Annotated in this window: 22 protein-coding genes and 1 pseudogene; 17 read left to right on the top strand and 6 right to left on the bottom strand. The window is 65.3% G+C overall.

The genetic code is table 11. The features are described from left to right. Positions 1 to 260: 260 nt before the first annotated feature. The 8 genes from mycP (ACP4J3_RS38135) to ACP4J3_RS38170 all read left to right on the top strand — a co-directional run bounded on the left by mycP (ACP4J3_RS38135) (position 261) and on the right by ACP4J3_RS38170 (position 9,585). On the top strand, positions 261 to 1,625 hold the full coding sequence (gene mycP / locus ACP4J3_RS38135) for a type VII secretion-associated serine protease mycosin (RefSeq protein ID WP_426540913.1): 1,365 nt from the start codon (positions 261 to 263) through the stop codon (positions 1,623 to 1,625). Positions 1,626 to 1,686: 61 nt separating this feature from the next. Next, positions 1,687 to 2,049, top strand: a complete 363-nt coding sequence (locus tag ACP4J3_RS38140) for a hypothetical protein (RefSeq protein WP_426540914.1) — start codon at positions 1,687 to 1,689, stop codon at positions 2,047 to 2,049. Between the two features lie 42 nt (positions 2,050 to 2,091). Further along, on the top strand, positions 2,092 to 3,639 hold the full coding sequence (locus ACP4J3_RS38145) for a hypothetical protein (protein WP_426540915.1): 1,548 nt from the start codon (positions 2,092 to 2,094) through the stop codon (positions 3,637 to 3,639). An 84-nt stretch (positions 3,640 to 3,723) separates the two neighbouring features. Then, a complete protein-coding gene (gene mycP, locus ACP4J3_RS38150) occupies positions 3,724 to 5,082 on the top strand; it encodes a type VII secretion-associated serine protease mycosin (protein WP_426540916.1) in 1,359 nt (452 codons plus the stop codon). Between the two features lie 781 nt (positions 5,083 to 5,863). Beyond that, positions 5,864 to 6,202, top strand: coding sequence for a hypothetical protein (locus ACP4J3_RS38155; protein WP_426540917.1), 339 nt, complete (start codon positions 5,864 to 5,866; stop codon positions 6,200 to 6,202). Beyond that, positions 6,199 to 7,323 (top strand): WXG100 family type VII secretion target, encoded by a 1,125-nt coding sequence (locus ACP4J3_RS38160; RefSeq protein WP_426540918.1) that lies wholly within the window; start codon positions 6,199 to 6,201, stop codon positions 7,321 to 7,323. The genes ACP4J3_RS38155 and ACP4J3_RS38160 overlap by 4 nt, the downstream gene beginning before the upstream one ends. Then, the gene (locus tag ACP4J3_RS38165) at positions 7,320 to 8,735 is read left to right on the top strand and encodes a hypothetical protein (RefSeq protein ID WP_426540919.1); all 1,416 of its coding nucleotides are present in this window, start codon (positions 7,320 to 7,322) and stop codon (positions 8,733 to 8,735) included. Before ACP4J3_RS38160 ends, ACP4J3_RS38165 begins: the two co-directional genes overlap by 4 nt. 514 nt (positions 8,736 to 9,249) lie before the next feature. After that, entirely contained in the window at positions 9,250 to 9,585 is a 336-nt protein-coding gene (locus tag ACP4J3_RS38170; protein WP_426540961.1) for an ankyrin repeat domain-containing protein, read from the top strand. Here the strand turns inward: ACP4J3_RS38170 and ACP4J3_RS38175 are convergent. Continuing rightward, positions 9,509 to 10,360: pseudogene (locus ACP4J3_RS38175) on the bottom strand (IS5 family transposase). The gene ACP4J3_RS38170 and the pseudogene ACP4J3_RS38175 sit on opposite strands and share 77 nt — an antisense overlap. A 191-nt stretch (positions 10,361 to 10,551) precedes the next feature. Here ACP4J3_RS38175 and ACP4J3_RS38180 point away from each other — a divergent pair. Genes ACP4J3_RS38180 through ACP4J3_RS38190 form a run of 3 tightly spaced genes read left to right on the top strand, consistent with a single transcriptional unit; the run spans position 10,552 to position 13,574 of the window. Further along, positions 10,552 to 10,965: a hypothetical protein gene (locus ACP4J3_RS38180; RefSeq protein WP_426540920.1), complete on the top strand. Its 414-nt coding sequence runs from the start codon at positions 10,552 to 10,554 to the stop codon at positions 10,963 to 10,965. Positions 10,966 to 10,981: 16 nt separating this feature from the next. Next, the gene (locus ACP4J3_RS38185) at positions 10,982 to 12,145 is read left to right on the top strand and encodes a hypothetical protein (RefSeq protein ID WP_426540921.1); all 1,164 of its coding nucleotides are present in this window, start codon (positions 10,982 to 10,984) and stop codon (positions 12,143 to 12,145) included. Then, positions 12,126 to 13,574: a hypothetical protein gene (locus tag ACP4J3_RS38190; RefSeq protein WP_426540962.1), complete on the top strand. Its 1,449-nt coding sequence runs from the start codon at positions 12,126 to 12,128 to the stop codon at positions 13,572 to 13,574. The genes ACP4J3_RS38185 and ACP4J3_RS38190 overlap by 20 nt, the downstream gene beginning before the upstream one ends. Before the next feature lie 190 nt (positions 13,575 to 13,764). Here the strand turns inward: ACP4J3_RS38190 and ACP4J3_RS38195 are convergent, their stop codons facing one another. The 3 genes from ACP4J3_RS38195 to ACP4J3_RS38205 all read right to left on the bottom strand — a co-directional run bounded on the left by ACP4J3_RS38195 (position 13,765) and on the right by ACP4J3_RS38205 (position 15,437). Beyond that, positions 13,765 to 14,007 (bottom strand): hypothetical protein, encoded by a 243-nt coding sequence (locus ACP4J3_RS38195; RefSeq protein WP_426540922.1) that lies wholly within the window; start codon positions 14,005 to 14,007, stop codon positions 13,765 to 13,767. A 62-nt stretch (positions 14,008 to 14,069) separates the two neighbouring features. Continuing rightward, positions 14,070 to 15,200 carry a hypothetical protein gene (locus ACP4J3_RS38200; RefSeq protein ID WP_426540923.1) on the bottom strand — a complete coding sequence of 377 codons (1,131 nt, stop codon included), beginning with the start codon at positions 15,198 to 15,200 and terminating at the stop codon, positions 14,070 to 14,072. Between the two features lie 36 nt (positions 15,201 to 15,236). After that, positions 15,237 to 15,437, bottom strand: coding sequence for a hypothetical protein (locus ACP4J3_RS38205; protein WP_426540924.1), 201 nt, complete (start codon positions 15,435 to 15,437; stop codon positions 15,237 to 15,239). 936 nt (positions 15,438 to 16,373) lie between these two features. Between ACP4J3_RS38205 and ACP4J3_RS38210 the strand changes: the two genes are divergently transcribed. Together ACP4J3_RS38210 and ACP4J3_RS38215 are read left to right on the top strand one after the other, a co-directional pair. Then, a complete protein-coding gene (locus ACP4J3_RS38210; RefSeq protein ID WP_426540925.1) occupies positions 16,374 to 17,690 on the top strand; it encodes a hypothetical protein in 1,317 nt (438 codons plus the stop codon). A 290-nt stretch (positions 17,691 to 17,980) separates the two neighbouring features. Then, on the top strand, positions 17,981 to 19,243 hold the full coding sequence (locus ACP4J3_RS38215; RefSeq protein WP_426540926.1) for a PQQ-binding-like beta-propeller repeat protein: 1,263 nt from the start codon (positions 17,981 to 17,983) through the stop codon (positions 19,241 to 19,243). A 101-nt stretch (positions 19,244 to 19,344) separates the two neighbouring features. On the opposite strand, the gene ACP4J3_RS38220 is transcribed toward ACP4J3_RS38215, so the two are convergent. Together ACP4J3_RS38220 and ACP4J3_RS38225 are read right to left on the bottom strand one after the other, a co-directional pair. Continuing rightward, positions 19,345 to 19,965, bottom strand: a complete 621-nt coding sequence (locus tag ACP4J3_RS38220; protein WP_426540927.1) for a hypothetical protein — start codon at positions 19,963 to 19,965, stop codon at positions 19,345 to 19,347. Between the two features lie 33 nt (positions 19,966 to 19,998). Next, a complete protein-coding gene (locus ACP4J3_RS38225; protein ID WP_426540928.1) occupies positions 19,999 to 20,502 on the bottom strand; it encodes a hypothetical protein in 504 nt (167 codons plus the stop codon). A gap of 216 nt (positions 20,503 to 20,718) precedes the next feature. Here ACP4J3_RS38225 and ACP4J3_RS38230 point away from each other — a divergent pair, with 216 nt between their 5' ends. The 4 genes from ACP4J3_RS38230 (at position 20,719) to ACP4J3_RS38245 (ending at position 23,365) form a co-directional block, all read left to right on the top strand. Then, a complete protein-coding gene (locus tag ACP4J3_RS38230) occupies positions 20,719 to 21,045 on the top strand; it encodes a WXG100 family type VII secretion target (RefSeq protein ID WP_426540929.1) in 327 nt (108 codons plus the stop codon). 43 nt (positions 21,046 to 21,088) lie between these two features. Further along, positions 21,089 to 22,210: a PE-PGRS family protein gene (locus ACP4J3_RS38235; protein WP_426540930.1), complete on the top strand. Its 1,122-nt coding sequence runs from the start codon at positions 21,089 to 21,091 to the stop codon at positions 22,208 to 22,210. 60 nt (positions 22,211 to 22,270) lie between these two features. Then, positions 22,271 to 22,660 (top strand): hypothetical protein, encoded by a 390-nt coding sequence (locus ACP4J3_RS38240; RefSeq protein ID WP_426540931.1) that lies wholly within the window; start codon positions 22,271 to 22,273, stop codon positions 22,658 to 22,660. 291 nt (positions 22,661 to 22,951) lie between these two features. After that, positions 22,952 to 23,365, top strand: coding sequence for a hypothetical protein (locus ACP4J3_RS38245; protein ID WP_426540932.1), 414 nt, complete (start codon positions 22,952 to 22,954; stop codon positions 23,363 to 23,365). Positions 23,366 to 23,389: the final 24 nt, after the last annotated feature.

Genomic DNA, 23,389 nt, shown 5'->3' on the forward strand with positions numbered 1-23,389 from the left:
GGTATGAGATGAAGAGATTCGGCCCAGCCGACGCCGCGGCGTCCGCTGGGCCGAACTCTGCTTCAGGGCGGTACACGCCTTCGGCGGGTCCGCACATGCTTCCCGCTGCAGGTCCGTACGTGGCACCCGACATGGCTCCGGACATGCTTCCCGCACGGGCGCACACAGCAAATCCCGCAAACATTCACACTCATCGCTACACCCGTGACACCTACATGACCCAGCTTCGAAGGAAGCAAGGAAACCCTGGGGGCCTGAGCATGAGAGGCCTGAACGTGAAGGGCCCGAACGTGAAGGACCGGACAGCCCGTTCGCGGAGCCGCACCGGCCGCAACAGTGGAACCCGCGCACTGCAGCGGGTTTTCGGCGTGCTCGCGGTGACCGGGGTATGCCTTGCCGCGACACCGCCCACCGTGTCGGCGGCCCCCACCCATGTGTTGGACTCCTCCGGTCCCGCTTCTGCCGCCGGCGACCCGGACTTCGGCCTGTCGGCCACCTCGGAATGCGTGTTCGGCGGTGACGTCATCAAGTCCACGCCCTGGTCACTGCAGCGGATCCTCCTGGACCAGTTGTGGGCGCAGGCGACGGGCAAGGACGTCAAGGTGGCGGTGATCGACACGGGCGTCGACGACAGCAACAAGCAGTTGCGCGGCGCGGTGGACGGCGGCAAGTCCTACGTCGGTGGCTCCGCCACGGAGGACCTCGAAGGCCATGGCACACGGGTGGCCGGCATCATCGCCGCCCGCCCGCTGAAGGGCACGGGCTTCGTGGGCATCGCGCCCGACGCCGAGATTCTCTCCTACCGCTACACGGGCGGGGAGGAGAAGCAGGGCAACTCGGGGACGATGTCCCAGGCGATCAGCGCCGCGGTGGCCGCCGGCGCGAAGATCATCAACATCTCGTCCGACACCGCGAACAAGCAGGACAACGAGGGCCTGCGTCGCGCGGTGAAGTCGGCCGTGGACGACGGCGCCCTCATCATCGCGGCCGCCGGCAACGACGGGGCCGACGGCAAGTCCGCGAACACCTACCCGGCCTCGTACCCCGGGGTCCTGGCGGTGGCCGCCTCCGACCGCAACGACGAACGCGCCTTCTTCTCCCAGTCCGGCGACTTCGTCGACGTAGCCGCACCGGGCGTCGGCATGGTCTCCACAGTCCCGAAGGACGGCCAGTGCACGGCGGACGGCACGAGTTTCGCGGCGCCGTATGTGGCTGGGGTCGCGGCCCTGCTGAAGGAGAAATACCCGAACTGGACCGCGGCCCAGATCGCCACCCGCATCGAGGAAACGGCCCAGCGGCCGGGGCGGGAGCCCAACCGGTTCATTGGGTGGGGTGTAGTGGATCCGGTTGCTGCGTTGACGGACAGCTCCACGCCGGGGACTTCTCCGAAGCCGGATCAGCAGGGTACGGCCGGAGTGGGTGGGGTCGTGCCCATGGCTGTGACCATGGGGGAGAGCGAGGCGGAGCGGGAGCGCCGGGTAGCTATCTATGTGCTGGGTACGGGACTTGTGCTCGCGCTTGTGGTTGCGGGGAGTGGCGTTGCTGTGCGGGACTGGCGTAGTCGGCGGGCTGCGGAGGCCGGTAGGGCTGCTACGTCGTACGGGTCGTACAGGGCTGGACGATGACTTGGCGCGGGCATCGAGCGGGTGCTGACAACTTGAGAAACAGGGGAGAGGACAACGGGGTATGAGTAACGGAATGCGGGTTGATCTGAGCGCGCTGGATGAGGTCATCCGGAGGCTCTGGCGGCTGCTGGATGACATGGATAAGGCCGGGAACAGTTCGAAGTACGACACGCATATCCCGGCGGATGCCTTCGGCCAGGTTTCAGATGGTTCTTGTCGATTCCTGGAAGCCCAGGACTTGAAGGCGGCTGAGAGTGAAATGAAGATCAAGATCGAGGAGATGATCAAGAAGCTCCACGACTTGATCGACGACTTCAGCACGAAAACCTCGAAGGTCCGGGACAGGTACAACGACGAGGAGCAGGAGATCAAGCACAGCGTGGGGGGCGGCTCGGGTGGTTCCACGAATGACGCGATGGTCTAGCGGCGGCGGGTTCCGGAAAAGCATTGACGAGGGGAGCAGGGCGTGGCCGGTGACAATGTAGATAATGTGGAGGGGCGGACGGCCCGGGAGCAGCAGGAACGGGCGACGAGTCAGCAAAGGGATCACGACCGCCGCATTGAGTCCGACACGGTCGCACGCAACGGCAAAGGCATCGATCGCGGTGCCTTCAAGACGGACTTCATGCAGTACTCGGTCAACGGCCTCCGCAAAATGATCATGAACTCCAATCCCGGACAAATCTCCGTGGCTGGGGATCACTGGAAGAGCGTCCACCAACTCCTCTCCGGCGGCGAGGGGGATGGAAAGACCGGTGCGGTGGACACAACGCCGTCCAAGACCAGTATCGCCGGGACGCTCCAGACGGCTGTCGACAACGTCCTCGAACACTGGGAAGGTGCTGCGGCCGAAGCTTTTAAGCGCAGGGCGGACGAAGTCGGTGCCCAGATTCGGAACGGTGCCGCGTACGCCAACTTCACGGCGGAGCAACTCTTTGCGATCAGCAAGGACCTCGACGCTGCCATTACCGAGATGGAGCCCATCGAGGCGCCGTCGAAGCTTGAGAGTGCGGGTGACAGGCTCAATGACAGCGGCCGGGATGACTCCCAGATGAAGAAGGACTTGGCTACGGGCGCCAGCGCCGACGCCGTTGCCGAGGCGAACGAGAAGAACCTGTCGCTGGGCATGGAACGAAAGCTCCAGGCCGTGGCGGTGATGGAGAGGCTGGCGGCCAACTACCAGGTCTATACGAAGAACCTCAAGAACGCCCCAACCATCGACGACACCAGAGGCATTACGCCGCCGAATAACGACGTGACGATGCCTCCTCCGATCACGATGCCGAGTGCTTCGGCGGGAGGACCGGGTGCAGCGCGCGCGGGCAACAAGCCTTGGAGCGCAGGCGCCACCACCAGTGTTAAGCCGGCACCCGCGGTGCCCCGTGACCCTGGTATCACGGGAGGTTCGCAGCTCCCGACATCCCGAACGAAGGTGGATAGCATTTCCCCAGGCCTGACGGGGACCGGCCCTGGCACGGGCCCTGTCAGCGTCAGTGGCGGTGGTGGCGGTACCGGCACTGGTGGAGCTCAGAGCCCAGGCATCGTGGCTCCCGGCGGAGCATCCGGTCTCGGGCGCAGTGCTGCCGCACGGGGCGGCATCGGAGCTACGGGTGGTCGCGGTGGTCTGGCTGGTGGTGGCGTGGCAGCAGGCCGCGGCGCTGGAGGCCGAGCCGGTATGGGCGGCATGGGTGGCGCCGGAGCCGGCGCAACTGGCCGAGGCGGTGCCGGTGCAGGTGGTCGTGGAGCCCTTGCGAAGTCTCGTGGCGGCGTGGTCGGTGCAGCCAAGGGGGTCACGGGCAAGGGCGCTGGCGGCGGCGCGGGCTTGCACGGCAGCAGGGGCGGAACTCAGCGAGGCGCCGGGGTAGGCGGAATGGCCGGTGGCATGGGTGGTCGCAACGGTCGCCGGTCTGAGGAGAATAGCCGGGGTGACCGTCCCGACTACCTGGTCGAGGACGAAGAGACCTGGATCTCGGAAGAGGACCGCAACCGGAACGTGCCGCGAACCATTGAATAGGCGTGCGAGCGAGCCGCATGGAGAGTACGTGCGGCTCGCTCGCATGAAGACTGGCTGAACCAGTCATGAGTGAGGAGCAAGGAATTGGGATTCAAGCGATTCTGGTCCGCGACGGGAGTCGTGGCGGTGACGGGAGCCTTGCTCCTCACTTCGGCTCCCACCGCTTCAGCGGACTACATCCGCGACAAGCAGTGGGTCATAGACGTCATCAACTTCAACAAGGTTTGGGCGGAATCGCAGGGGCAAGGGGTTACGGTTGCAGTCGTCGACACTGGGGTGGATGCCAGCCATCCTGATCTGGTCGGCCAAGTACTAAAAGGTAAAGATGTCACTGGAGACGGTGGAAATGCTCAAAGTGACCCCGATGGGCATGGTACCGGTATGGCCAGCCTCATCGCAGGGAAAGGGCATGGTGCGAACAATTCTTCTGGCGTAATTGGCTTGGCGCCGAAGGCTAAGATTCTCCCAATCAAGGCTTCCCGCCCCGACCACGATTTCAATGATGACGAATGGGCTGAAGGGATCCGATATGCAGTTGATCAGGGTGCAGACGTGATCAACATGTCGTTCGGTGATTCTGTCGCCCATCCTGATTCTGAGGGCGCTGAAGCAATCAAGTATGCACAGCAGCACGACGTGGTTGTTGTGGCCGGTACTGGAAATGACGGAACTGACAGTTTGCTCTATCCTGCAAAGCTGCCCGGCGTGGTGGCCGTAGGTGCAGTTGACGATTCATTGAAAATCTGGGATAGCTCCAATTATGGACGAGGAGTGACACTAGTCGCTCCTGGAGTGAAAATCGTCCGAGCGGATCCTAGCCGGTCCAACGGATACGCAGAAGCCGACGGCACCTCAGACGCAACCGCCTACGTTTCCGCCACTGCAGCCCTCATTCGTGCCAAGTACCCCGACCTCACTGCGGGCCAGGTCATCAACCGCCTGATCAAATCGGCCACATTCCTCGACCACGACGTCAAGAAGGTACCCGACGAGGAGTACGGCTACGGCCTGATCCGCCCGTACTCGGCGCTGACGATGGACATCCCCAAGGGCCCCAAGCAGGGCCCCCTCGCCCAGTCCGCGCCGTCCACTTCCACGAATTCCGGCGCCGCGCCCGACGACAACGACAGCACAAGCCAGGCCAAGAAAAAGAAGAAGTCCTCCTCGGGCAACATTCTTCTCATCGTCGGCATCGCAGCCGCAGTGGTCGTCATCGGAGGCATCCTCTTCGCGGTACTCCGCAACCGCCGCAACGGAGGCAGCGGCGGCCCCGGCTCCGGCGGCGGAAACCCTCCCCACGGCATGGGCTACCCGCCCCAGCCCCCGACGGGCTACCAGCAGTACCCCAACACAGTTCCCAACCAGGAGTACCCCGCACCTCCCGGACAGTCCCCGCAGCACCCGAACCCGTACGCCCAACAGCCTCCGCACCAAGGGCAGTAGAGAGCACTCCCCACTCGCTGACGGCGTGAATTCGCAACTACCGGAGCTGAATTCCCGAGCACCACTCGATGAGATGGCCTAGCGCACTGCGAACCACGTCATCGCTGTCCTGCTCGGGATTGCAGTTGTTGCCACATGGCTGTTCCTCGTCCTGCCGATTATGTCAGGCAAGTTCTTGTGGCTCACTTGGCTCGATGTGATCGGCACACACCTTGGTCTCTTGACCTCGAGCTCGGGTACCGCGAAAGCACTCGCTCTTTGAAGGCATGGCGAGTACGGATTCGCGGTGACTCTGTTGCTCTGTACTCGGGAAGATCGCGATCCTTTACTGACCTAGATGCCAAGAACGAGAAGGGATCCTCCTCAATGGGCTTCGTCGTCCTTGTGGTTGGCGTCATCGGCCTTGGAGCCGTAATTGGCGCCATCGTCGTCCTCGCTGTACTGCGCGGCCGCCGCAACTCTGGCGCCAGTCGGCTCAGTGCTGGCCCTGAATCTTACCCTCAGTACATGGGTTATGCGCCCCAGCAGCCCTACCCTTCAACTTCCAATCAGGGATACCCCACTCCTCCGGGACATTCGCCCCAGTATCCCAATCCCTATGCTCAGCAACCTCCGCAGCATGGCCAGTAGCCCTTTATTCTTTTATTCTTTATTCCGGAATGGCTGCACGCTCTGTTTCCCCCTCGTATACTCAGAGAGGTTCCGCCCTGGATTGACGTGTCAGGGACGGCCCCCACCATTCTCGGCCTGCAGCATGTAAACCACTCAAATAGGACGACAAGTGGCTGACAACGGAACCTCGTATTACGAACCCGGAGCGGGCAGGAGCTTGGCCCGCAAGTTTGAGATGCAGGCATACGACCTGCGGGCCTACCTCAAGAAGTTCGCGGAGGAGACAGGGGAAGAGGCGATCACTGATGGCTTCGGCGTCCTGACGGAATCGGAGGAGGTCACATCGGCGTACATCTCATATTCCGCGGATGTAGCCAGTGCCATGAAGGTGGTGCATGAGCACCTGGACAGGATTGCCGACGCATTGCGGAAGGTGAACAGGGACACCGAAGTGACCGACGATGACCTTGCGGTCCTCTTCGGGAAGCATTCGGACGGTGATCGGTGAGCGGGAACGAGTCCGCCGCTGAAGAGATCATCGAACTCGGCATCGAGGTCATCAATCCAGGCGGTCGTCCGGATGAGTTGCGAGCCGCAGCCAAGGCGTGGCGGCAGTTGAAGTCTGAAGTCGAGGGCCTGGTAAAGGACCTGGACAAGGATGTCAGAGCCACGGTCGGGCATACATGGCGTGGCGAGGCAGCCAATGCCTTCCAGGCCCATTGGGACGAGTTCGCCGCTGCAGTGCTGAGCACGACGGACGACTTCGATGAAGCCGCCAGGGGCCTCGAAAACGCTGCCGACTGTATAGACGAGGTCAATAAAGAGATCCACGACATTTACATAGAGATCGGGATCTCCATCGGCGTCTCGGTAGGTATGTCGTTCCTCACGCTGGGCGTTTCGGCGGCAGTAGGCACAGCGCGAGTCACCATGTTGGTCACAAGGGCGCTCGACGCCGCGGGCCGGCTGGGGAAGCTCCTACGGACGATCGCCAACATCTTCCGGACCCTGTACAACTCGGGAAAGGGCGGGAAACTCCTTGCTGAGGGAGTGCTGAACTGGGCTGGTGGCACCGTCGGAGGCATGATTACCAGCCAACTCAGCGGCAAAGGCTGGGAAGTCGGAACCAACATGATCGGAGGCGTGGCTGGCGCAACTGTCGGGACGGCCGCCGGCAAGGCCGTGACCGCACTTGGTGGCAAGGAGATCCTCAGCGGGATGGCCGGCGGAGCGGCTGGAGGGATGTCGGGAGACTATCTGGACTCCCTACGCAAGGGTGAAGACTACGACATCAGGCAGAGCGCTGTCACCGGCATCGCTGGAGGGGCCGCCGGGGGACTGGGCGGTGGGGCAAGGTCGGTCGACAGGGGTCTCGACGATATGGCTCGAGGCCTGAGGAACGAGAACGATTTCTCCTACAGCGGGGATCGACCGGAGCACCAGCAGACCGCGGTCGACGGCGCCTTCGGTGCCTCCATTCCCGTAGCGGGGGGCGTTTCCGCTAACACTGCGAAGGACGGGTTCGACGGCGTGGACAAGAGCGCGGAAGGAGCTCAGAAGGCCGCCGAACGGAGCGTTGAGGACGACCGTAAAACGGCAACGGACCGGATTCGCGAGGACTTTGGGTGAACCGCGAAACGATTACTCCTGCAGACTTCAAGGCCGCTGAGAAGGTCGGCCGTTGGTCTGCCCGGCTCGGCTTCCTGTCCGGCGCTGCAGTATTCGCGCTCTGGTTCTTCAGTTCCGAGCCAACTCTGCGACGCCGGGCGATCCTTGTCGCTCTTGCCTGCGCCATGCTCAGCGTCGTCGCGATCGCTCTGTATCAGCGAAAACTCGGTGGTCGGCAGCCCTTCCGTGCAGTGGCGGCATCTGAGTTCGCTAGGGCCAGTCAGGGTATAGAACAAGGGTGGCCAAAATCCGAGTTGACATCTTTCCCTCGACGCATCCCCTCAAGGCGGCAACAACTATGGCGTTCTTTCGCAGGCGTTGTCGGTGTCTGGAGCATTCTTGTGGGGCTGATCGCCATGGCATGGGGATCACCACAGAGGCCCGCGTTGGTGGAGCAGATTCATTCGGCTGGGGCTGTGTTCGCGGATGTTCAGGTCGCGAAAGTCAGTGACGTTCGTTTCCACAATCCGAGTAGGGGAAATTCGTACTACACGGCAACGGCTGTTGTTGAGCTCCCGAATGCGAAGGGTGGGGAGCCAGTACCCGCGACGGTGACTACGAAATCCCCTGATCGATTGACGTCTGGGGATCGAGTGTCGGTGCTCTATGCCTCAACACAACCGCAGTTGGGGGCTGTGACCGGAGACAAGGATGATCTGGAAGACGAACTGCGCGGAGCAGCGTTGCCAGTTCACCTGGTCTGGATTCTTCTTATTGGATGGGGCATCGGGCTTTTCGTCATAGTGGTGTTGCTCTACGTCGAGCAAGGATTCCGTTCCTTCTCTCGTTTGCGGAGTAGTGATAATGCCATTCGAGGAAGGATCGTTCGAGTTGAGCTGTTCCATCAGGCTCCGAGTGAGCCAGCGAAGAGCGCTTTGAAGGGGTCGAGCCTGGCTGTCGAGACGGCTGTCGGCCATGTGCACTTTCTTGTGGACATCGCAGAGCAGGACTTGCCTGAAGCGGTGAAAGGTGAACAGATCTGGCTGTGTTGGGACGGGCGCCGTGGTACGGGTGGCACGCGGTTCTCGCCTCGTGTAGTCCCTGCGGTTCTGATTTCTGACCAGGACTGGGTGATGTATGGAACGCTCGCCGTGGACGAGCGGCGGTTGTTGGCCGACGGTGGAATTCCGGTTCACCAATTGAGTAGCGCAGCGGAGGATGGTCGAATGCTCCGCACTTGGGATCCGCACTCCAAGTGGGCGCTCTACGTGAGCCCCCTGACGTTGGGTCTTCTTGCGCTGGTCATTGCTGGTGCAGGGCTGATGACGTTCGACGTTTCATCGGGGTGGCGCTGGGCAGTAGGAATTGCTGGACCCCTGGCCTCGGCTCTGTTGGCAGGCTCCTTTGTGCTGGACAGGAAGCCCTCACAGTAAGGCGGGCGAGGCTGTGGTACGACCCCTTCTGGCCGGCTAAGGCCTCGTGGAAGAGAATCCCACCGAGCATGAACCCTTCCCGGGCAGTGGATCTCCGGCCGTAGTGGATATCCGTGGCCGCAGGTGCCGGACCACGTCAGGAGAGCGGCTGTAATCACGAGCAGGGCGTGGGGTTCACGAACGAACCCACTCCAGTCTGGCGGTGGCACCGTCGAGTTGCAGGCAGTCGTGCGGACCGGGACTTGCACCCCGCTCGGCAGTGGCGCTTACGGTTGTCGTTGTGTCGCGGCAGGCATCTCAGGTTGCACCGTTTCGCGCGGGACTTCCCTGATCATGTCGCCCTGCATTCCGCACGATCAGCGGCTCGGCGGCATCCACCCGCACCACGGGACTGTCGTCCCGCCGCAGCACCATGACGAACCCGACTGAGGTTAGACGTCATCGCAATTGGTGTCTGGTGGTGTGGTGTAAACAGCCGCTGGCAGGGGTGCTGTGGGAACGGTTGAATGTCGTGGTGAGTGGCTACTGGACACCCGCGCATCGAGCGGTCGAGCAGGAGGATGCTGAAGCTCTGGCCCGGTTGCTGGCCGCTGGTTCCGATCCTGACGAGGTCTTAAGCAATATGACGCTGCTGACGCACGCGATCGACGCCGAGGGTGATGGGGCCCTGCAGAGCGGGCAGCCGTTGACTGTGCACACCACGGCCGTGTTGCTGGCCTTCGGGGCTGATCCGGAGCTCGCAGACCCAGACGGCCGCACCCCCATGGACATGGCTAATCACTACGGCCACGATCTGGCGATGAAACTGCTGCAGACCCACATCGGCAGACGAGCCGCCGACAACGGATGAGGGTGCAGGCGATGCTCGTCAAGGCGAGGAAGTGCTCGGCCTTGCGCTCAGAGCGGCGGTGGAGGCGGCGGCAGCCGGCGAGCCAGGACATGGTGCGCTAAATGGTCCAGTGGTATCGGCCCAGCCGCTGGGAGGTCTCGATCCCCTTGCGGGCGATACGGTGCTTGATGCGACGCCCTCGTAACCATCGGCGCAGGTGAGGATAGTCGTAGCCCCTGTCTGCGTGGAGCTTGTCCGGCCGGCGTCGCCGCCGCCCGCGACGGGAGCGGATCGCCGGTATGCCCTTCACCAGGGGGATCAGTGCCTGGCTGTCGTGCAGGTTCGCCCCGAGATTCCGACGGACAGAGGCAGCCCCGTCCGCTCGGTGATCAAATGGATCTTCGAACTGTACTTGCCCCGGTCGACAGGGTTCGGGCCCATCAGGTCCCCCCTTTCAAGGCCAGCATGTTCACCGAGTCGATCGCACAACGGGACCAGTCCAACTCCCGCGGGAGCCGAACTCGTCGAGGACCAGACGGTGGAGCTTGGCTCACACCCTGGCCTTCGTCCACTCCGCAAAATGGCGATGAGCCGTTGCCCCCGACGGACCGAACGACGCAGCGGGCAACTGCTGCCACGTGCAACTCGAGGTGGCCACCAACACGATTGCGGCCAGTACCTCATGGTCGCCATGCCGGCGGCGGCCACCGCGCTGAGGCAGCGAAGGCGCCTCCGGCATCACCCGCTGGAACAACTCCCACAACTCATCGGGCACCAGCTGCTCAACGATCCCCATCACGCCACACAGCGTACCGAGGCGGCCAAATGAGATGACCTCGTAGATACACCAGCCCCAGCCTTGGGACGCTGCTGTGACAGTTGACACCTATGGGGTTGCTGGGCGTCAGGGTTAGTGTAGGTGGCCTTGCCCGAACGGGCTGAGCCTCATACCAGCTGACACTGATGGCAATGGACAGGGAGCGTTCCGTGGGTCGAGGAGAACGCGACACCCCACAGCGTGTGGACGACAGCGAGTTCCAGGACATCACCCGGGATCCAGTGGATGCACGAAGACTGCGGGAGTCCTTGGAGAAGCTGGCCGACGGCGCGTCGAACGACACGCTCAAGGAGATGGCCAAAGAGGTGCTCTCCGGACGCATCAGTCTGCGCGAGGCGGTGACCGTGCCCGCTTATGGCGAGGCGCTCATCGAGGGCGGCCGTCCCTTCCGTGAGGCATGGGACCAGCTCTCCGAAGCCGAGCGCAGCCAGCTTGCCGCGGAGGGCGAGCGGGAGTACCAGGCGAAGCGTGCCGAGATGGAGGAAGAGCGCCGGCAGGCACAGAGCGGTACACAGGGCAGGGGCAATGCGCGGCACAGCGGCCGCGGCTGGTCCGCCTACTGAGCAGCACGGGGGAAACATGAACTTCCGAGTCATACCCGCCGACATAGCCTCCTACGGCAAAATGATCGAGCGGGCACACCGGGACGTGGGCGAGGCCCGCAGCTTCCTGGACCGCAAGGCCACCGTGGATGGCGAGGCCGAGAGCCAGCTGTGGCAGCTCGTCGTCGGACACCACAGTGACGTACTTGAGAAGGCCAAGGCGTCCATCGAGGGTTTCTCGCAGACGCTCGACGCCTGCCAGAAGGAACTGGCCCGCACGGCCACGTACTACACGCAGACCGACGAGACCGAGGCCGTCAAAGTCGACAGTACCTATCCGGCAGGCTCCGGCCGACCGGCCGGCACCCCGTCGGAGAGCGGTGGCTTCTCCGACGTGAGTGAGCCGACCGCCTCGTTCTCCGAGCCCAAGCTCAGTGTCTGGGAGCAGGTGCAACAAGGGGCCAGCGACCGAATGGACGGGCTGATCTGGGACCGGGTGGATTCTGTCACCGGCGAGGGCAAGAACGTGCCCCTCGGGGTGCTCGGTATCGGGCTCGACCTGCTGAGCCCGACGACCCTCGTCAACGAGGCCCTCAAGTTCGTCTTCAACTTCGACATCTTCGGCGAGGCCGCGAAGATGCTCGCCGGAGACTGGGAGAGCTTCGGCGACTGCGCGGGCGCCTGGGACTCGCTGGGCTCCTTCTTCTACGGCGTCGGCAGCAATGTGAGGAAGGGGAACAACCTGCTCAGTGACACCTGGGTGGGCAACGCGTCCAACACGCGTTACGACTACTTCGACGGACTCGCCACGAAGCTGGACGAAACCGATGACTGCTACGACACACTCAAGTCGGCCTATGAGGAAGTCGCGGGCCAGATCCAGCAGTTCGCCGACGGTCTCAAGGCCGGGCTGATCCTCATTTGCGACATGGCGATCTCGATCGCCGTCGAGATCGCGGTCGCCACCGGAGCCGCGACCACCGGTGTCGGCCTGGTCCTCACGGGCGGAATGGCTGCGCTGATCGCCCGCACGGCGGCGAAGATGATCGGCGAGTGGTCGAAGATCATCGATGCGCTGTCGGCCCTGTACGCGGCGGTCAACGTGGCCTTCGGTCTCGCGGGCGCCGCCATGAACGGGAATCTCGATGCGGTACAGAAGTTCCCGAGGCCAGGTGCGGCGTATGACCACCAGGCTGTCTGACGCGGGTGCCGTCCTCAAGTGGGGCGGCGTCGTGGGCGTAGCGGTCTGTCTGCTGCTGCGCTACGTCGAACCCGCCCCGCGCTGGGACGTCCTGGCCTGCATCGGCGTGGCCCTGCTCGGGGTGCTCGTCTCCTGGGCGGGCAGGCGGCGGGAGCGGGTGGCGGAGGTGCCTCGGGTGGCGGCACTGCCCTCGCCGGCCGGGTTCCGGCTGGCTGGTGTCCAACTGCCCGAACGCAGGGAGCGGCAGCGCCTCGGCGTTCTGCTCGTCCTGCTGTCAGTTGCCCTCCTGCTGTTCGGCTCCGCCTCTCATGTCACGCCTCAACTGGCCGATGCCAGGGCAGGGTCGGCGCGTATTTCCGCAGTGACGGTCGACAAGGTGCTGTCGCAGAGCGCACGTCCTGTGAAGGGCGGCGGTATGACGTATACGTCGAAGCTGGCCGTCACGGTGAACGGCGACAGCGGTGACGCTTCCGGCCGACAGCGTGTGAGCCTGCGGGGCACCATCAAGACGTCCGGCTCGGTAGGGCCCCGCGACCGCCTCTGGGCCCTCTACAACCCCGACAGAGCCGGCAAGGACGCCCAGCTCTCGGAGACCCGCGAAGAGCTGGCGGCGCTGCAGGACGGCAGCGCCCGCCCCTCCTGGACGACACTCGGGCTCTCTTCGGCGGCGGCCGTCGGCGGACTCGCCCTGCTGCTGCGCCGGCGCTTCAAGCCGCTGCACGACAGCGCTTCGGCGGTCACCGAGGCGCTGCGCACCGGCAATGCGCAGGCGCTCGCCGTGACCGTGGCCGGCACCGCGCCCGGGGGTAGCCGGGCGGTCGGGGTGGGCCTGCGCCTCACGGCCGAGGACGGCGAGCGGCAGTTGCACATCGGCCGGTCCGTCGACGTCGAGCAGCTCGCCGACACGCTGTGGGACCGCACCGCCTGGCTGTACTGGGAGCGGGCCCGCGACAACCCCCCGCCCGGCCGGCCCGGCCGACGGGGCGAGATGCTGCCCGCCGTACTGGTGGTCGGCAGCGGGGACGAGGCCCGCCATGTGTGCGGCTGGATGCCCCGCACACCCGAATGGCCCGTCGCACAGGGCCGCCGCCTCAGCTCGATGAACCTCGAATCCGCCCCAGAGGTACGGCAGTTCGGCCCGGGCGTGCTCCGGCCCCCTCGGACCCGTGTCGGCGCGGTGGTGTGGCTGGGCCTCGCGGTCCTCGCGACGCTGGCCGCGGCGGCGCTCCCGGTCGGCGGGGGTGGCCAGGAGTTGATCCAGGTGGCCATGGTCGTGACAGCCCTGTGCACCATGATCGGCAACTGCATGACCGACGCGACTTGGCGCCCCTCCGCTCGCCGTCAGGAGCGGCGGGTCGCGGGCGCCCTGCTTCCAGCCGCAGCGGACCGGGAGCATGATCCCGTACGACACTCCGGCTTGGACCAGTGAGGGGGACCTCGCAACCCGCCTGGCACACTCTGGCCCCCTGAGGATCGTTCAACCTGGCCCACTCCGCTGTCGCCGCAAGGAGTTGTGTCCGGCTCATCACGCAGACAAAGGGCATCGGCGTCATGGCACGCCGTCGCCTCGGCCGGCCTGGGGGAGCACACAGCCGGGACCAGGCGGGATCGGAGCAACGTCAGGACCCGCAATCGCGGCCGGCATCGCACTGCCAGCCGGAGAACCCGCCCTCACGGGGATGGTCGATGTCGTGTCCGAACTGGAGGAACCCCCAGGCCACCCAGGCGATGAAGGCGATGCAGAGGGCGAGGCCGGCCCACAGGGCCAGCTTCTTCAGAAGGCCACCGTGACCTGCGTCGTCCTCGTGGGCACCAGGTACGGACTCCGACTCGCCGCCGCTGCGTGCGTCGTCCTGCAACACAGGGCGACGGGTGGTTTTGGACGAATCCGACCGCGGCTGTCCGGCCGGCGTGTGCCGCCCCTTCACGAGCGAACCGTCATCTCGTCGGACGAGCCGGACACGTCGAAGTCCTGGGCCATACCGGAGGTGTGGAGGTGGGCGATGTCGGCCTGCTCCAGGTCCATGCCCATCGGCCCTGGCCCACCACCGGACACCGTGGCGCGATGCTCGCTGGGGATACCCCAGTCGTAACGCTTCTTGACCTCGACGTGGTACCTGATCTCGTCGCCCTCCTTCTCCCCGACGAGACGGTACTGGAAGTGATTGAGCGCGTAGTACCACTCCATACTGCGGTCGCCGTCCGCGGGATTCGGGGCGGTGGAGGACCACTCGGTGGTGAAAGGCCCGTCCCCGCGTTTGCGGACGTCGTTCTCCAGCGTTCCGTCGACGTCCTTCCGGAAGGCGGGAATGTCGTTCATCATCTGCTGCGGCTCGACCTCGACGGGTTTTCCGCTCCCGTCCAGATAGTGCTGGACCAAGCCGGCGGCTGTGGGCCAGCCCTTCATGACGGCGAAGTAGGCGGCGACATTGTTGAGCTGGTTGTGGACCTGCCGGTCCTTGGCGGTGGGCTCAACGATGCCGAACTTGCGGTTCTCCGACTCGAAGTTGCCGACCGTTCCGAAGATCACCTTGAGGCTCTTAGCCAGCCAGTCGTCGTCCTCGGCGGCGTCGTCGAGCAGCCTTCGCACCCGTGTTTCGAGCGAGTCAGCGGTCCTCCTGCGCTCGTCGAGCATCTCCGGAGCCTCCGGGTCGTTCGGGTCGTACATGACCTCCCACTCGACCGTGCCGGAGTCGGTGATGTTCATCCCTTCGGTCAGCGCCTCCCGCTGGAGGTTCTCGGCCCGCAGTTGCAAGCCTGCGAGGCCTTTCACGCCGCCGCGACCGGTGGCGCCGTCGGCTTCCGTGTCCAGGAACTTCCGCAGCGCCCTGACCTCTTTGTCCAGCGCGTCGATATCCATCTGGATACGGTCGCAGTAGTCCTGCGCGGCGCGGCCGCCCTCGCCTCGCCAGTGATCTTCGTGGAGGGGTTTCACCACGTCGTCGTGGAACGTTGTCCGTGCCTCCTTCAGCTTCCGGTCGACCGTCACCCACTCGTCGGCGAACGCCTCCAGTCCTGCGACGTCGAGTTGCAGCAGTGCGTAGAAGCCGGGCATTTCTGTCCCCGTGTTTTCGATGGCGGTCGGCGATCCTCAGGAGAACTGTGAGGCGGTGCGTGTCTCGTTCGCGTCATAGGCGTCCGCGCTGAGGCGGAAGTTGGCCGCTGCCTGGTCGAGCCGCTGCACGACCAACTGGTTCAGCGCCTCCCAGCGGCCCTGGAGCTCGTCGAGGCTGCTGACGAAATTCCAGCCGTCGGCGGCGCGGGCCAGGTCGCTGTTCGCGTCTTCCGCCACGCCCCGTGTCTTGCGGATGATCTCGGACGCGGTCTCGCACTTTTCGGCCCGTTTGCGGAGGAATGATGAGGTGACGCCGAGGTCCGGATCGGTACCCCACGGCGCCGGCGGGGTCGGGCTGGGGTTCGGCGAGGGTGACGGTTCCGGACTCGGCCCTCTGTCGTCCGACCCCGGTCCGGACGGCGACGGGCTCGGGGTGGGGCCGGGAGTCGGGCTCGGCGAGGGCTCCGCGGTCATCGCGTACGCCGTCCTCGGATCGATGGGTTCGCTCATGTTGCCTCCCCTGGCCGTCCGCAAGCACTTCCTCCGTGGAGCACGGCGATGGGCCACATGAAAATGTACAGGACAACCAGCAGGCCCGGAGGGGTGGGCAGAGTCTTCTGGTACCCGTCTTGCCGACCCGGGCTGGCCGAGGCCGGACGTGTTGCGGGCCTGAATGATCTTGAAGTAGGCAGGGAGGGTTGTGAGGCGAGGCTCGGCGTTTCGTAGCGCGCGCCCCAGGGGGTCTCGCCACTCCCCAGGCCGCAACTCTCTCCAGGTCCTGATCACACTTTCTGCACGAAAGTCCCATGAGGGCCGATCCGGTCGCCTTGGCCAAGGTCATAAGGTGTTGCGTGACTTAGGGGGAGGGTGAGTCGGGCGGTGTGAGTGCCGCTCAAAGGATCCGCACGCATTGCCCATCGAGGCCTGGGTGAGTCACCCAGGCCTCTGCCGCGTGCGGTCGGCTGCATCGTGTCCCCATCGGAAATGTCCGCGTGAGAGGTTGTCATGTCCTATTCGATGCCACCAGGAGGGCTGGGCAGCGCCGGCCCCTGCGGGGCACCGGCCCAGCAGCAAGGGTGGTACGCACCACCTCCACCCCCGCCTCCGCCCGGCAACTCCGGCGAGGGCAAAGGGCTGAAGGGCGTCGTCATCGGGTTGCTGGTCCTGGCCGTGGTGGCGGTCTTCGCGGTTGGCGGCTTCGCTCTCTACACCGCTGCCGGCGGTGGCTCGCTGCCAGGTGCTCGGGGCGGTGGCGACGAGGAACAGCAGATTCTGAGCTCGGACGAGATCAGCACCTTGCTCAACGGCCGTACGAGTGCGCTGAAGAGTGGCGACGAGGACGAGTTTCTGGAGCCCTTCGTGGGTTCGGCGAAGGACGAGCAGCGCAAGATCTTCAAGAATCTGCGGAAGCTCCCTTTCGCCGAGAGCAAGTACATGGTGCTCAAGCAGACGGGTGACGGGTCGGACGAGTACGGCTCCGATGTGAAGCTCACGCTGGATGTCGCATTCGTCCATCAGATCAAGGGCGTTGACGTCCGACCGGTCTCCGAGTGGTATCGGTGGACGGTCGAGAAGGAGTCCCAGTCGGCCGAGCCGCGCATCAGTGAGGTCGGGGGGTCTCCGGGCGCGGCCGCCTTGGCCAACGCGGTCTATTATCCGGCCCCTTGGGACCTCTACGACGACATGTATGTCAAGCGTCAGGCGCACACCATCACGATCTCGGCGAGGAAGAACGCGGCTGACGCGGAACGGTTCGCGCCCATCGTCGAGGACAGTGCGAAGAAGGATCTCGAGCTGTGGGGAGCGAATACCTCTTCGGTCTCCAACACCCCTGAAAGCTTCCTCGTAGTCCTCGAGCCGGACCGAAAGATCTACACGAAGCTGTACAACAACGATGGCAGCGACCTGGGGTGGGACGCCGGAGAAAGCGTCGCCATGCCTGCCTTCAACGCCGGATACAGCGGGGACAAGGACCAGCTCGAATACGGCGGGGCGCGCATCAAGATGGACACCTCGACGAGCCGGTTCACCACGTCCGCCTGGCGAGCGGGCGTCGGGGACATCTCCCGGCACGAGATGGCGCACGCGCTGATTCAGCCGCAGGACCCCGGCGCGTACGGCAACGACGAGGAGACCAGCATTCGGGCCTGGGTTGTCGAGGGATTCGCGGAGTATGTGTCCCACCGGTTCGACCGGGCGCAGGGCGATGAGCGGGTGCGCGGCGGTCTCGCGGGCCAGGAGTTCGACGGCCAACTGCCGGGCCAGGACTTCGAAGTGAAGTACGACTCGGTCGGAACGAACTACGCCCTGAGCTATCTGGCCATGCGCTACATCGCGGAGAAGGGTGGCGAGCGGGCGTTCTTCCAGTTCGCCGTGGATCACTATCGGCAGCCCACGAACCTCGATCAGCAGCTGCAGAAGGCGGTCGGCATGAACGAGGACGCCTTCGAGACCGCGTGGGCCCAGTACGTCAGGAGCAACACCCGATGAGCGCCAACGGACCTGTGCCGGGTATGGGCCCCTACGGACAGCAGCCTCCGCCGCCACAGCAGCCTCCCGTGCCACCCCAGCAGAGCCCCCTGCCGCCACAGCCGCAGGCGTACGGCCATCCGCAGCAGCCGCAGCCCGGCTACGGCTATCCCCAGCAGCCTGCGCCCTCGCAGTATCCGACGGCTCCCCAGCCCGGTTACGGCCCAGGCCAACACCCAGGACAACCACCGCACTTTCCTGGTGCGCCCGTCCCGCCTACGCCGCCGCGGAAGGGGAAAGCCGGGCTGATCGTGCTGCTCGTCGTCGCGCTGGTCGTGCTCGCCGGCGCCGGAGGGGCCGCCTGGTACCTGCTGGCGGCCTCGGGCACCAAGCCGTTGTGGAGCGTGCCGTCGAAGTCGGAATGGGGCCTCGGCGAACAGGAGGTGGACGGCACCTGGTTCACCGACAAGGCTGTGATTCAGACCTTGTCCGGTGGTGTGAAGGCCTACGCCCGTGACACCGGAGAGAAGCTGTGGGCCACGCCCCTTCCGGGCGCCGGCAATCAGGCCTGCGTGGCGCCGTCCGTCTCCGACGGGGGAATCGGCGTCGTCGCTTACGGTGCCTCGGGCGTGGGGGGAGCCCACGGCCAGTGCGACCACGTCGCCGCGTTCGACCTCAACTCCGGCAAGGAGCTGTGGCATCGGGGCTTCAAGGTCAAGGACGAGTTCAAGACCGGTACAGAACTGGCGGTGGCTCGAGCCGGCGAGACAGTCGTGGTCACCACCGATCGGGAGCAGGTGGCGCTGAAGGCGGCCGACGGCAGCAAGGCCTGGGACGTGAAGAAGGTCGTGCCGAGTGCCTGTGCGAGCGGCACGTACACCGGCGGCAAGAATCTGATCCGCACGACGTGGTGCCTCGAGGGAGACGAGTTCGAGGGGAAGCGCTGGACCGAGGCGTCGCTCGTCGACCCGGCCACCGGCAAGGCCGAGTGGACGAAGCGATTTGGCGAGGCTGAAGCCGAGATCGCGCTCTCCACCTCCCCGCTCGTCCTCAGCGGCGAGGCGAAGGGCGTGTTCGCCCTTGACGAGAAGACCGGTGAACGTCGCGGTGCGTTCCCGGACATGGCGGAGAAGTACTACCTCCTCCCGGAGGAGAACGGAAGCCCGATGCGCCAGGTCGCGGGCATCGGCAACATCCTCCTCATGGGCATGGGGGAGAAAGACAGCGCCGACGGGGAGTCGAAGACGCTGGTTGCCTTCGACCTCGACAGCGGCAAGGAGCTGTGGAAGGCACCGGCTTCGAGCACCCTCAACTACATTCCGCTGAGGGACACGGGTGACGAGCGTCTGCTGGCGTACGTCACCGACGGCCCGGAGAAGCCGAAGCTGGTGGAGTTCAACGCGGAGGACGGCGCGATGACGACCGTCGCCGAGTACCCCGAAGAGGTGCATAAGAACATGGGCGCCGGAGCGTGGCCCTTCTGGCACAACGACGTGCTCTACGTCACCTCGGTTGGTGCCAGCCTCGGCAGCGACTCCTACGCTCTCGTGGCGTTGCCCACGACCGCCTCCTAGGCAGCGACTCGGCGGCGGCGCAGACCATCGCGGTCGGCCGCCGCCGAGCCGAGTGGAGGAGTCAACATGCGGCGGAAGCTCGGTGCGGGTCCTTACGTCCGTCACACGAAGAACATCACCAACAAGCTGATCCCGAAGCCGATCACGCCCACCGCGATCAGTGAGTAGACCGTGTTGATCAGGCCCTGACCCGCCGCCTGCCTGGAGCGCCGGAAGTCGGACGCGCCACCGAACGCGAAGCCGGTGGTGGTGCTGAAGAGGCCGAGGGCGAGAGGGACCAGGGCGCCGAACCACCACACACAGCCGACGGCGATCGCACCGACCCACCCCTGATCCTGCTGATACGACGTGTCCCCGGTCTTGAGGGCCTCGATCACGTCGCCCCGCTGGTGCAGGGCGTCGCTCTTGAGTTCGGCGTTGAGGTCTTTCGGGGAGCCGTCGGCGGCGGTGAAGGTGCCGTAGCACCACTTGGTCTTGGTGCGCTTGCGTGAGCTGCTCGACGTGCTCGAGCGGTACTTGTAGTCGACGGTGCAGGTCTCGACGGTGAGTTTGCCCGGCGTGGAGGTGGCGTAGGAGTAGGGGCCCAGGTAGGCGCCAAGGGCCAGGAGGACCACGCCGGCGAGGAGCAGGCCGAGGCCGATGAGGCGGCCGAGGGCCGAGGGTCCTCCAGGTGCGGCGGTGTTGGTCGCGGGGGACCCTGGGGACCCATGTACTTGTGCCATTGGGGGTGACTCCTCAGAGAGCGGATACGGGCATCACAGAGCGAAGGTGCAGACGAGGGCTGCCAGGACGCCCAAGGTGAAGAGGCCGCCGACCAGGGGGCCGGTGACGCTCGGGGCCGGCAGGGAATTCCAGGAGGCCGCGAAGCCGGGGCCGTTGCGGGCGCCGAAGCCGGTGAGAAGGCAGTAGACGCCGGCTGCCAGCATGGAGAGGCAGAGGGCGAGGATCGCGGCGTCGTCTCCGGGGTCCCGGTCCTGTGGTTGCTCGAATGTGTCGTCCACTTGTACGACGGGGATTTTCGTCCCGGAATCGAAACGCGATGAAGTGTTCACTTCCACGTTTCGGTAAGTGGGCTCACCGTTTTGTGCGGTCCAGTTCCCGGTGCAACTGAACTGGAGTTCGGTGGAGCGTCGGTGACTGCCGTAGTGGGTCTTCGTGTGCGTTTCGCATGAAGAAACGGTGAGGGTTCCCGTGGTGCCGTCGCCGGCGAGTTCACTGCGCAGTTCTGGAATGGTCACCGTGGCGACGACCGCGGCCACGAGCAGCAGCCCCAGTCCTATGAGTCTTCCCACCCACAGGCTCCCTGTGCTGGCGTAACGCGGCTGTGCTGTCACCACTTGGTGGTCCACTTGGTGGTCCCTTGAATGACTTGACGATCTCTTGACCGATGGATTTTTCAGGTCGTGCGCGAGGAGTCTAAGCTATCGGCCCATCGTGCAATATGACGTGCTGTAAAGCTGGTTCGGGGGAGAGCGATGACGTTCGGCACCTTTGATGTGGACACGGATGTACTTCGTCAGCAGGGGCGGATGTTCGACGGCCTCGGGGGTGATTTCGCGAGGGCCTCGAAGAAGCTGCAGAGCGACCTCGAGGGGATCGGGGAGCCTTGGGCGGACGCGGATTTCGGAGAGATCTTCGGGGAGATTTACACGCCGATTCGTGACGGGATCTTCACGTCCATGGACAGCCTTGCCGAACGGCTGCAACAGATCGGGCACAACTTGCAGGACAACGCGCGCAACTACGACGCCTCGGATGTGTCGAACAGTGGCCTGCTGGGCGGAATCGCCGGTCAGCTCTGAGTGGATCCAGCGAAGTAGATCCTGCGAATTCGGGGTTATCGGCATGTCGCTCACACTGCCCGGCGAAATCGTCTGGGTGCTCGACCTCCTCGGCTACAACTGGCCCGAGGCCGACGAAGAAGCACTGCACAAGGTCGCCGAGACCTGGCGGGGCTTCGGCGCCGAACTGGAGAAGATCCAGTCTCAGGGCGAGGGCTTCGCCCGAACCGTCCAAGCGTCCAACTTCGGCGAGGCCATCGAGGGCTTCAGCAAGGACTGGGGCGCCTACACCGGCGCGAACGGCGAGGACAGTTATCTCCCGGACGCGCAGACCGCGTGCGAAGTGATCGCCTTCGCCTTCGACGCGGCCGCGATCGCCGTCCTCACCGCGAAGCTGGCCGTGATCGCCCAGCTCGTCGCGCTGGCCATCGAGATCATCGCGGCGCAGGCCGCGGCGCCCTTCACCTTCGGGCTGTCCGAGATCGGCGCACTGGGTGCGACACAGGCCACACGGCTGATCGTCCGCGAACTCCTGGACCGCCTCAAGAAGGAGGTCATGGAGGCGATCACCCAGGCCATGGAGCACGCCACCATGGACGCCCTCAAGAAGCTCGCCAAGAAGGTCGTCAAGGACCAGGCCAAGCAGTTCGTCCAGGAGAAGGTCGTCGACGCCGCCAAGGACAAGGCCCGTGAGGCCGCCGTGGGCATGGCCCAGAACGTCGGTCAGCAGAGCATCGAGGCGTACTTCGACGCACGCTCCGGCATCGACCTCGGCGAGACGGCGGACGTGGCCAAGACGGCGGCCGGTGAGTATCTGGGCGACCTCAAGAACGAGGTCACCGGCGGCGAGGGGTCGACGCTCGCCGGCTACGCGGATCCGAACACGTACGTGGATCACGCGAAGGAGACGGCCACGGGTGCCGTCGGGGATCGCGCGCAGCAGAGTGTCGATGCCTTGGCCGGGCATGGTGCCAATGGCGGCGACGCGCCGGCCTCCGACGGAGGTGCGGACACTGCCTCCTCGACGGGCTCCGGTTCCACCGGCTCGGCGGGCGCCGCGCAGACGTCGTCCGGACGGGCCGCAGCCACCACCCCTGCAGCGGCGCGCTCCGGTACGTCCAGTTCCTCCGGTACATCCGGCTCCTCCGGGGGCGTGGACGACTGGGCCCGTAGCGAGTTCGGGTGACGTCGCCGCTTCCTGCCGTACCCCCCAGCCCTCACCTCTGACAGGAAGGACCCCACACCCATGACCGCGGACCGGGAAATCCAGGACGAGGAACTGATGGGGATCGCCCAGGACCCCGAACAGGCTCTGCGGCTGCGCCGCTCCCTGCGCACCATCGCCGGCGCGACCTCGCTCAGCCCGGACCTGCGCGAGATGGCTCGGTCCGTGCTGAGCGGGAACGTGGACATCAAGGACGCCTTCCAGGACCCGCGCTACACCGAGGCCGTGTACCAGCGGATGCACGAGATCCGCCGGGTGGCCGACGACCAGACGTACGCGGAACGCCAGCAGTCCAAGGCCCGGTTCGCGGAGTGGGACGCCCGGCAGCAGGCGGACCTGGACCGCGAGCGCGCGGAGCGGGACGCGCCGGTGTACGGCTCGGGCAAGGGGGGTCGCTCGGCTCAGCGCTGAGGTGCGGAGCTTTTTGAATGCGGCGGGTGTCGCGTCTCGATACGTCACCCGATACGTCACCCCCGATACGTCACCCCCGATACGTCACCCTGGAGAGGTCTCGACCATCCGATGCGCATTTCTCCTCGGAACCTTCACGCTCACCCGCTCGCTGGTCAATTCGCATGACAGCGGGGGCGATACGGCTTCTCAGTGCCGTTCCGGCGCTGTCCCGTGTGTTGATGCGTTTGCGTGTGCGTTGGTAGGTTCACGCCGGTCGAGACCCGCCGAACCTCCCGATGAGGTAATCCCGTGGACAGCGCCGCAAACCCGTCCGACAAGCGCGTGGACGACTCCGAGTTTCTTGAGATGACCCAGCAGGACGCCGTCCAGGCCAAGATGCTGCGGCAGTCGCTGGAGCATCTCGCCTCGGGGCTCGGCGGCCCCGCGCTGAAGGAGATGGCCCAGGAGGTGCTCTCCGGGCGTATGGGGTTGCGGGAGGCGGCCAATGTCTCGGCGTACGCCGAGGAGGCCGTCGAGCAGTCGGCCCCGCTCGCCGAGAAGTGGGCCGCCATGTCCGACAGCGAGCGTGAGGCACTCGCCGCGGAAGGGGAGCGCCGGCTCGAGGAGGAGCGGCGGCAGCTCGACGACGAGCGGCGTGCGGAGTCCGAGAACCGGTCGGGCACGAAGTCGCGTCACGACGGGCGTGGCTGGTCCTTGTACTGAGCGGGCGCGCCCGGTGGGTCCGAA

It is taken from the genome of Streptomyces sp. UG1, from assembly GCF_049974585.1.
Classification (GTDB): Bacteria; Actinomycetota; Actinomycetes; order Streptomycetales; family Streptomycetaceae; genus Streptomyces.

Excerpts from the sequence above, each read along its gene's own strand:
- mycP (WP_426540913.1), top strand. The coding sequence starts at position 261 with ATGAGAGGCCTGAACGTGAAGGGCCCGAACGTGAAGGACCGGACAGCC.
- ACP4J3_RS38140 (WP_426540914.1), top strand. The coding sequence starts at position 1,687 with ATGAGTAACGGAATGCGGGTTGATCTGAGCGCGCTGGATGAGGTCATC.
- ACP4J3_RS38230 (WP_426540929.1), top strand. The coding sequence starts at position 20,719 with ATGACGTTCGGCACCTTTGATGTGGACACGGATGTACTTCGTCAGCAG.
- ACP4J3_RS38235 (WP_426540930.1), top strand. The coding sequence starts at position 21,089 with ATGTCGCTCACACTGCCCGGCGAAATCGTCTGGGTGCTCGACCTCCTC.
- ACP4J3_RS38220 (WP_426540927.1), bottom strand. The coding sequence starts at position 19,965 with ATGGCACAAGTACATGGGTCCCCAGGGTCCCCCGCGACCAACACCGCC.
- ACP4J3_RS38185 (WP_426540921.1), top strand. The coding sequence starts at position 10,982 with ATGAACTTCCGAGTCATACCCGCCGACATAGCCTCCTACGGCAAAATG.
- ACP4J3_RS38240 (WP_426540931.1), top strand. The coding sequence starts at position 22,271 with ATGACCGCGGACCGGGAAATCCAGGACGAGGAACTGATGGGGATCGCC.
- ACP4J3_RS38200 (WP_426540923.1), bottom strand. The coding sequence starts at position 15,200 with ATGCCCGGCTTCTACGCACTGCTGCAACTCGACGTCGCAGGACTGGAG.
- ACP4J3_RS38190 (WP_426540962.1), top strand. The coding sequence starts at position 12,126 with ATGACCACCAGGCTGTCTGACGCGGGTGCCGTCCTCAAGTGGGGCGGC.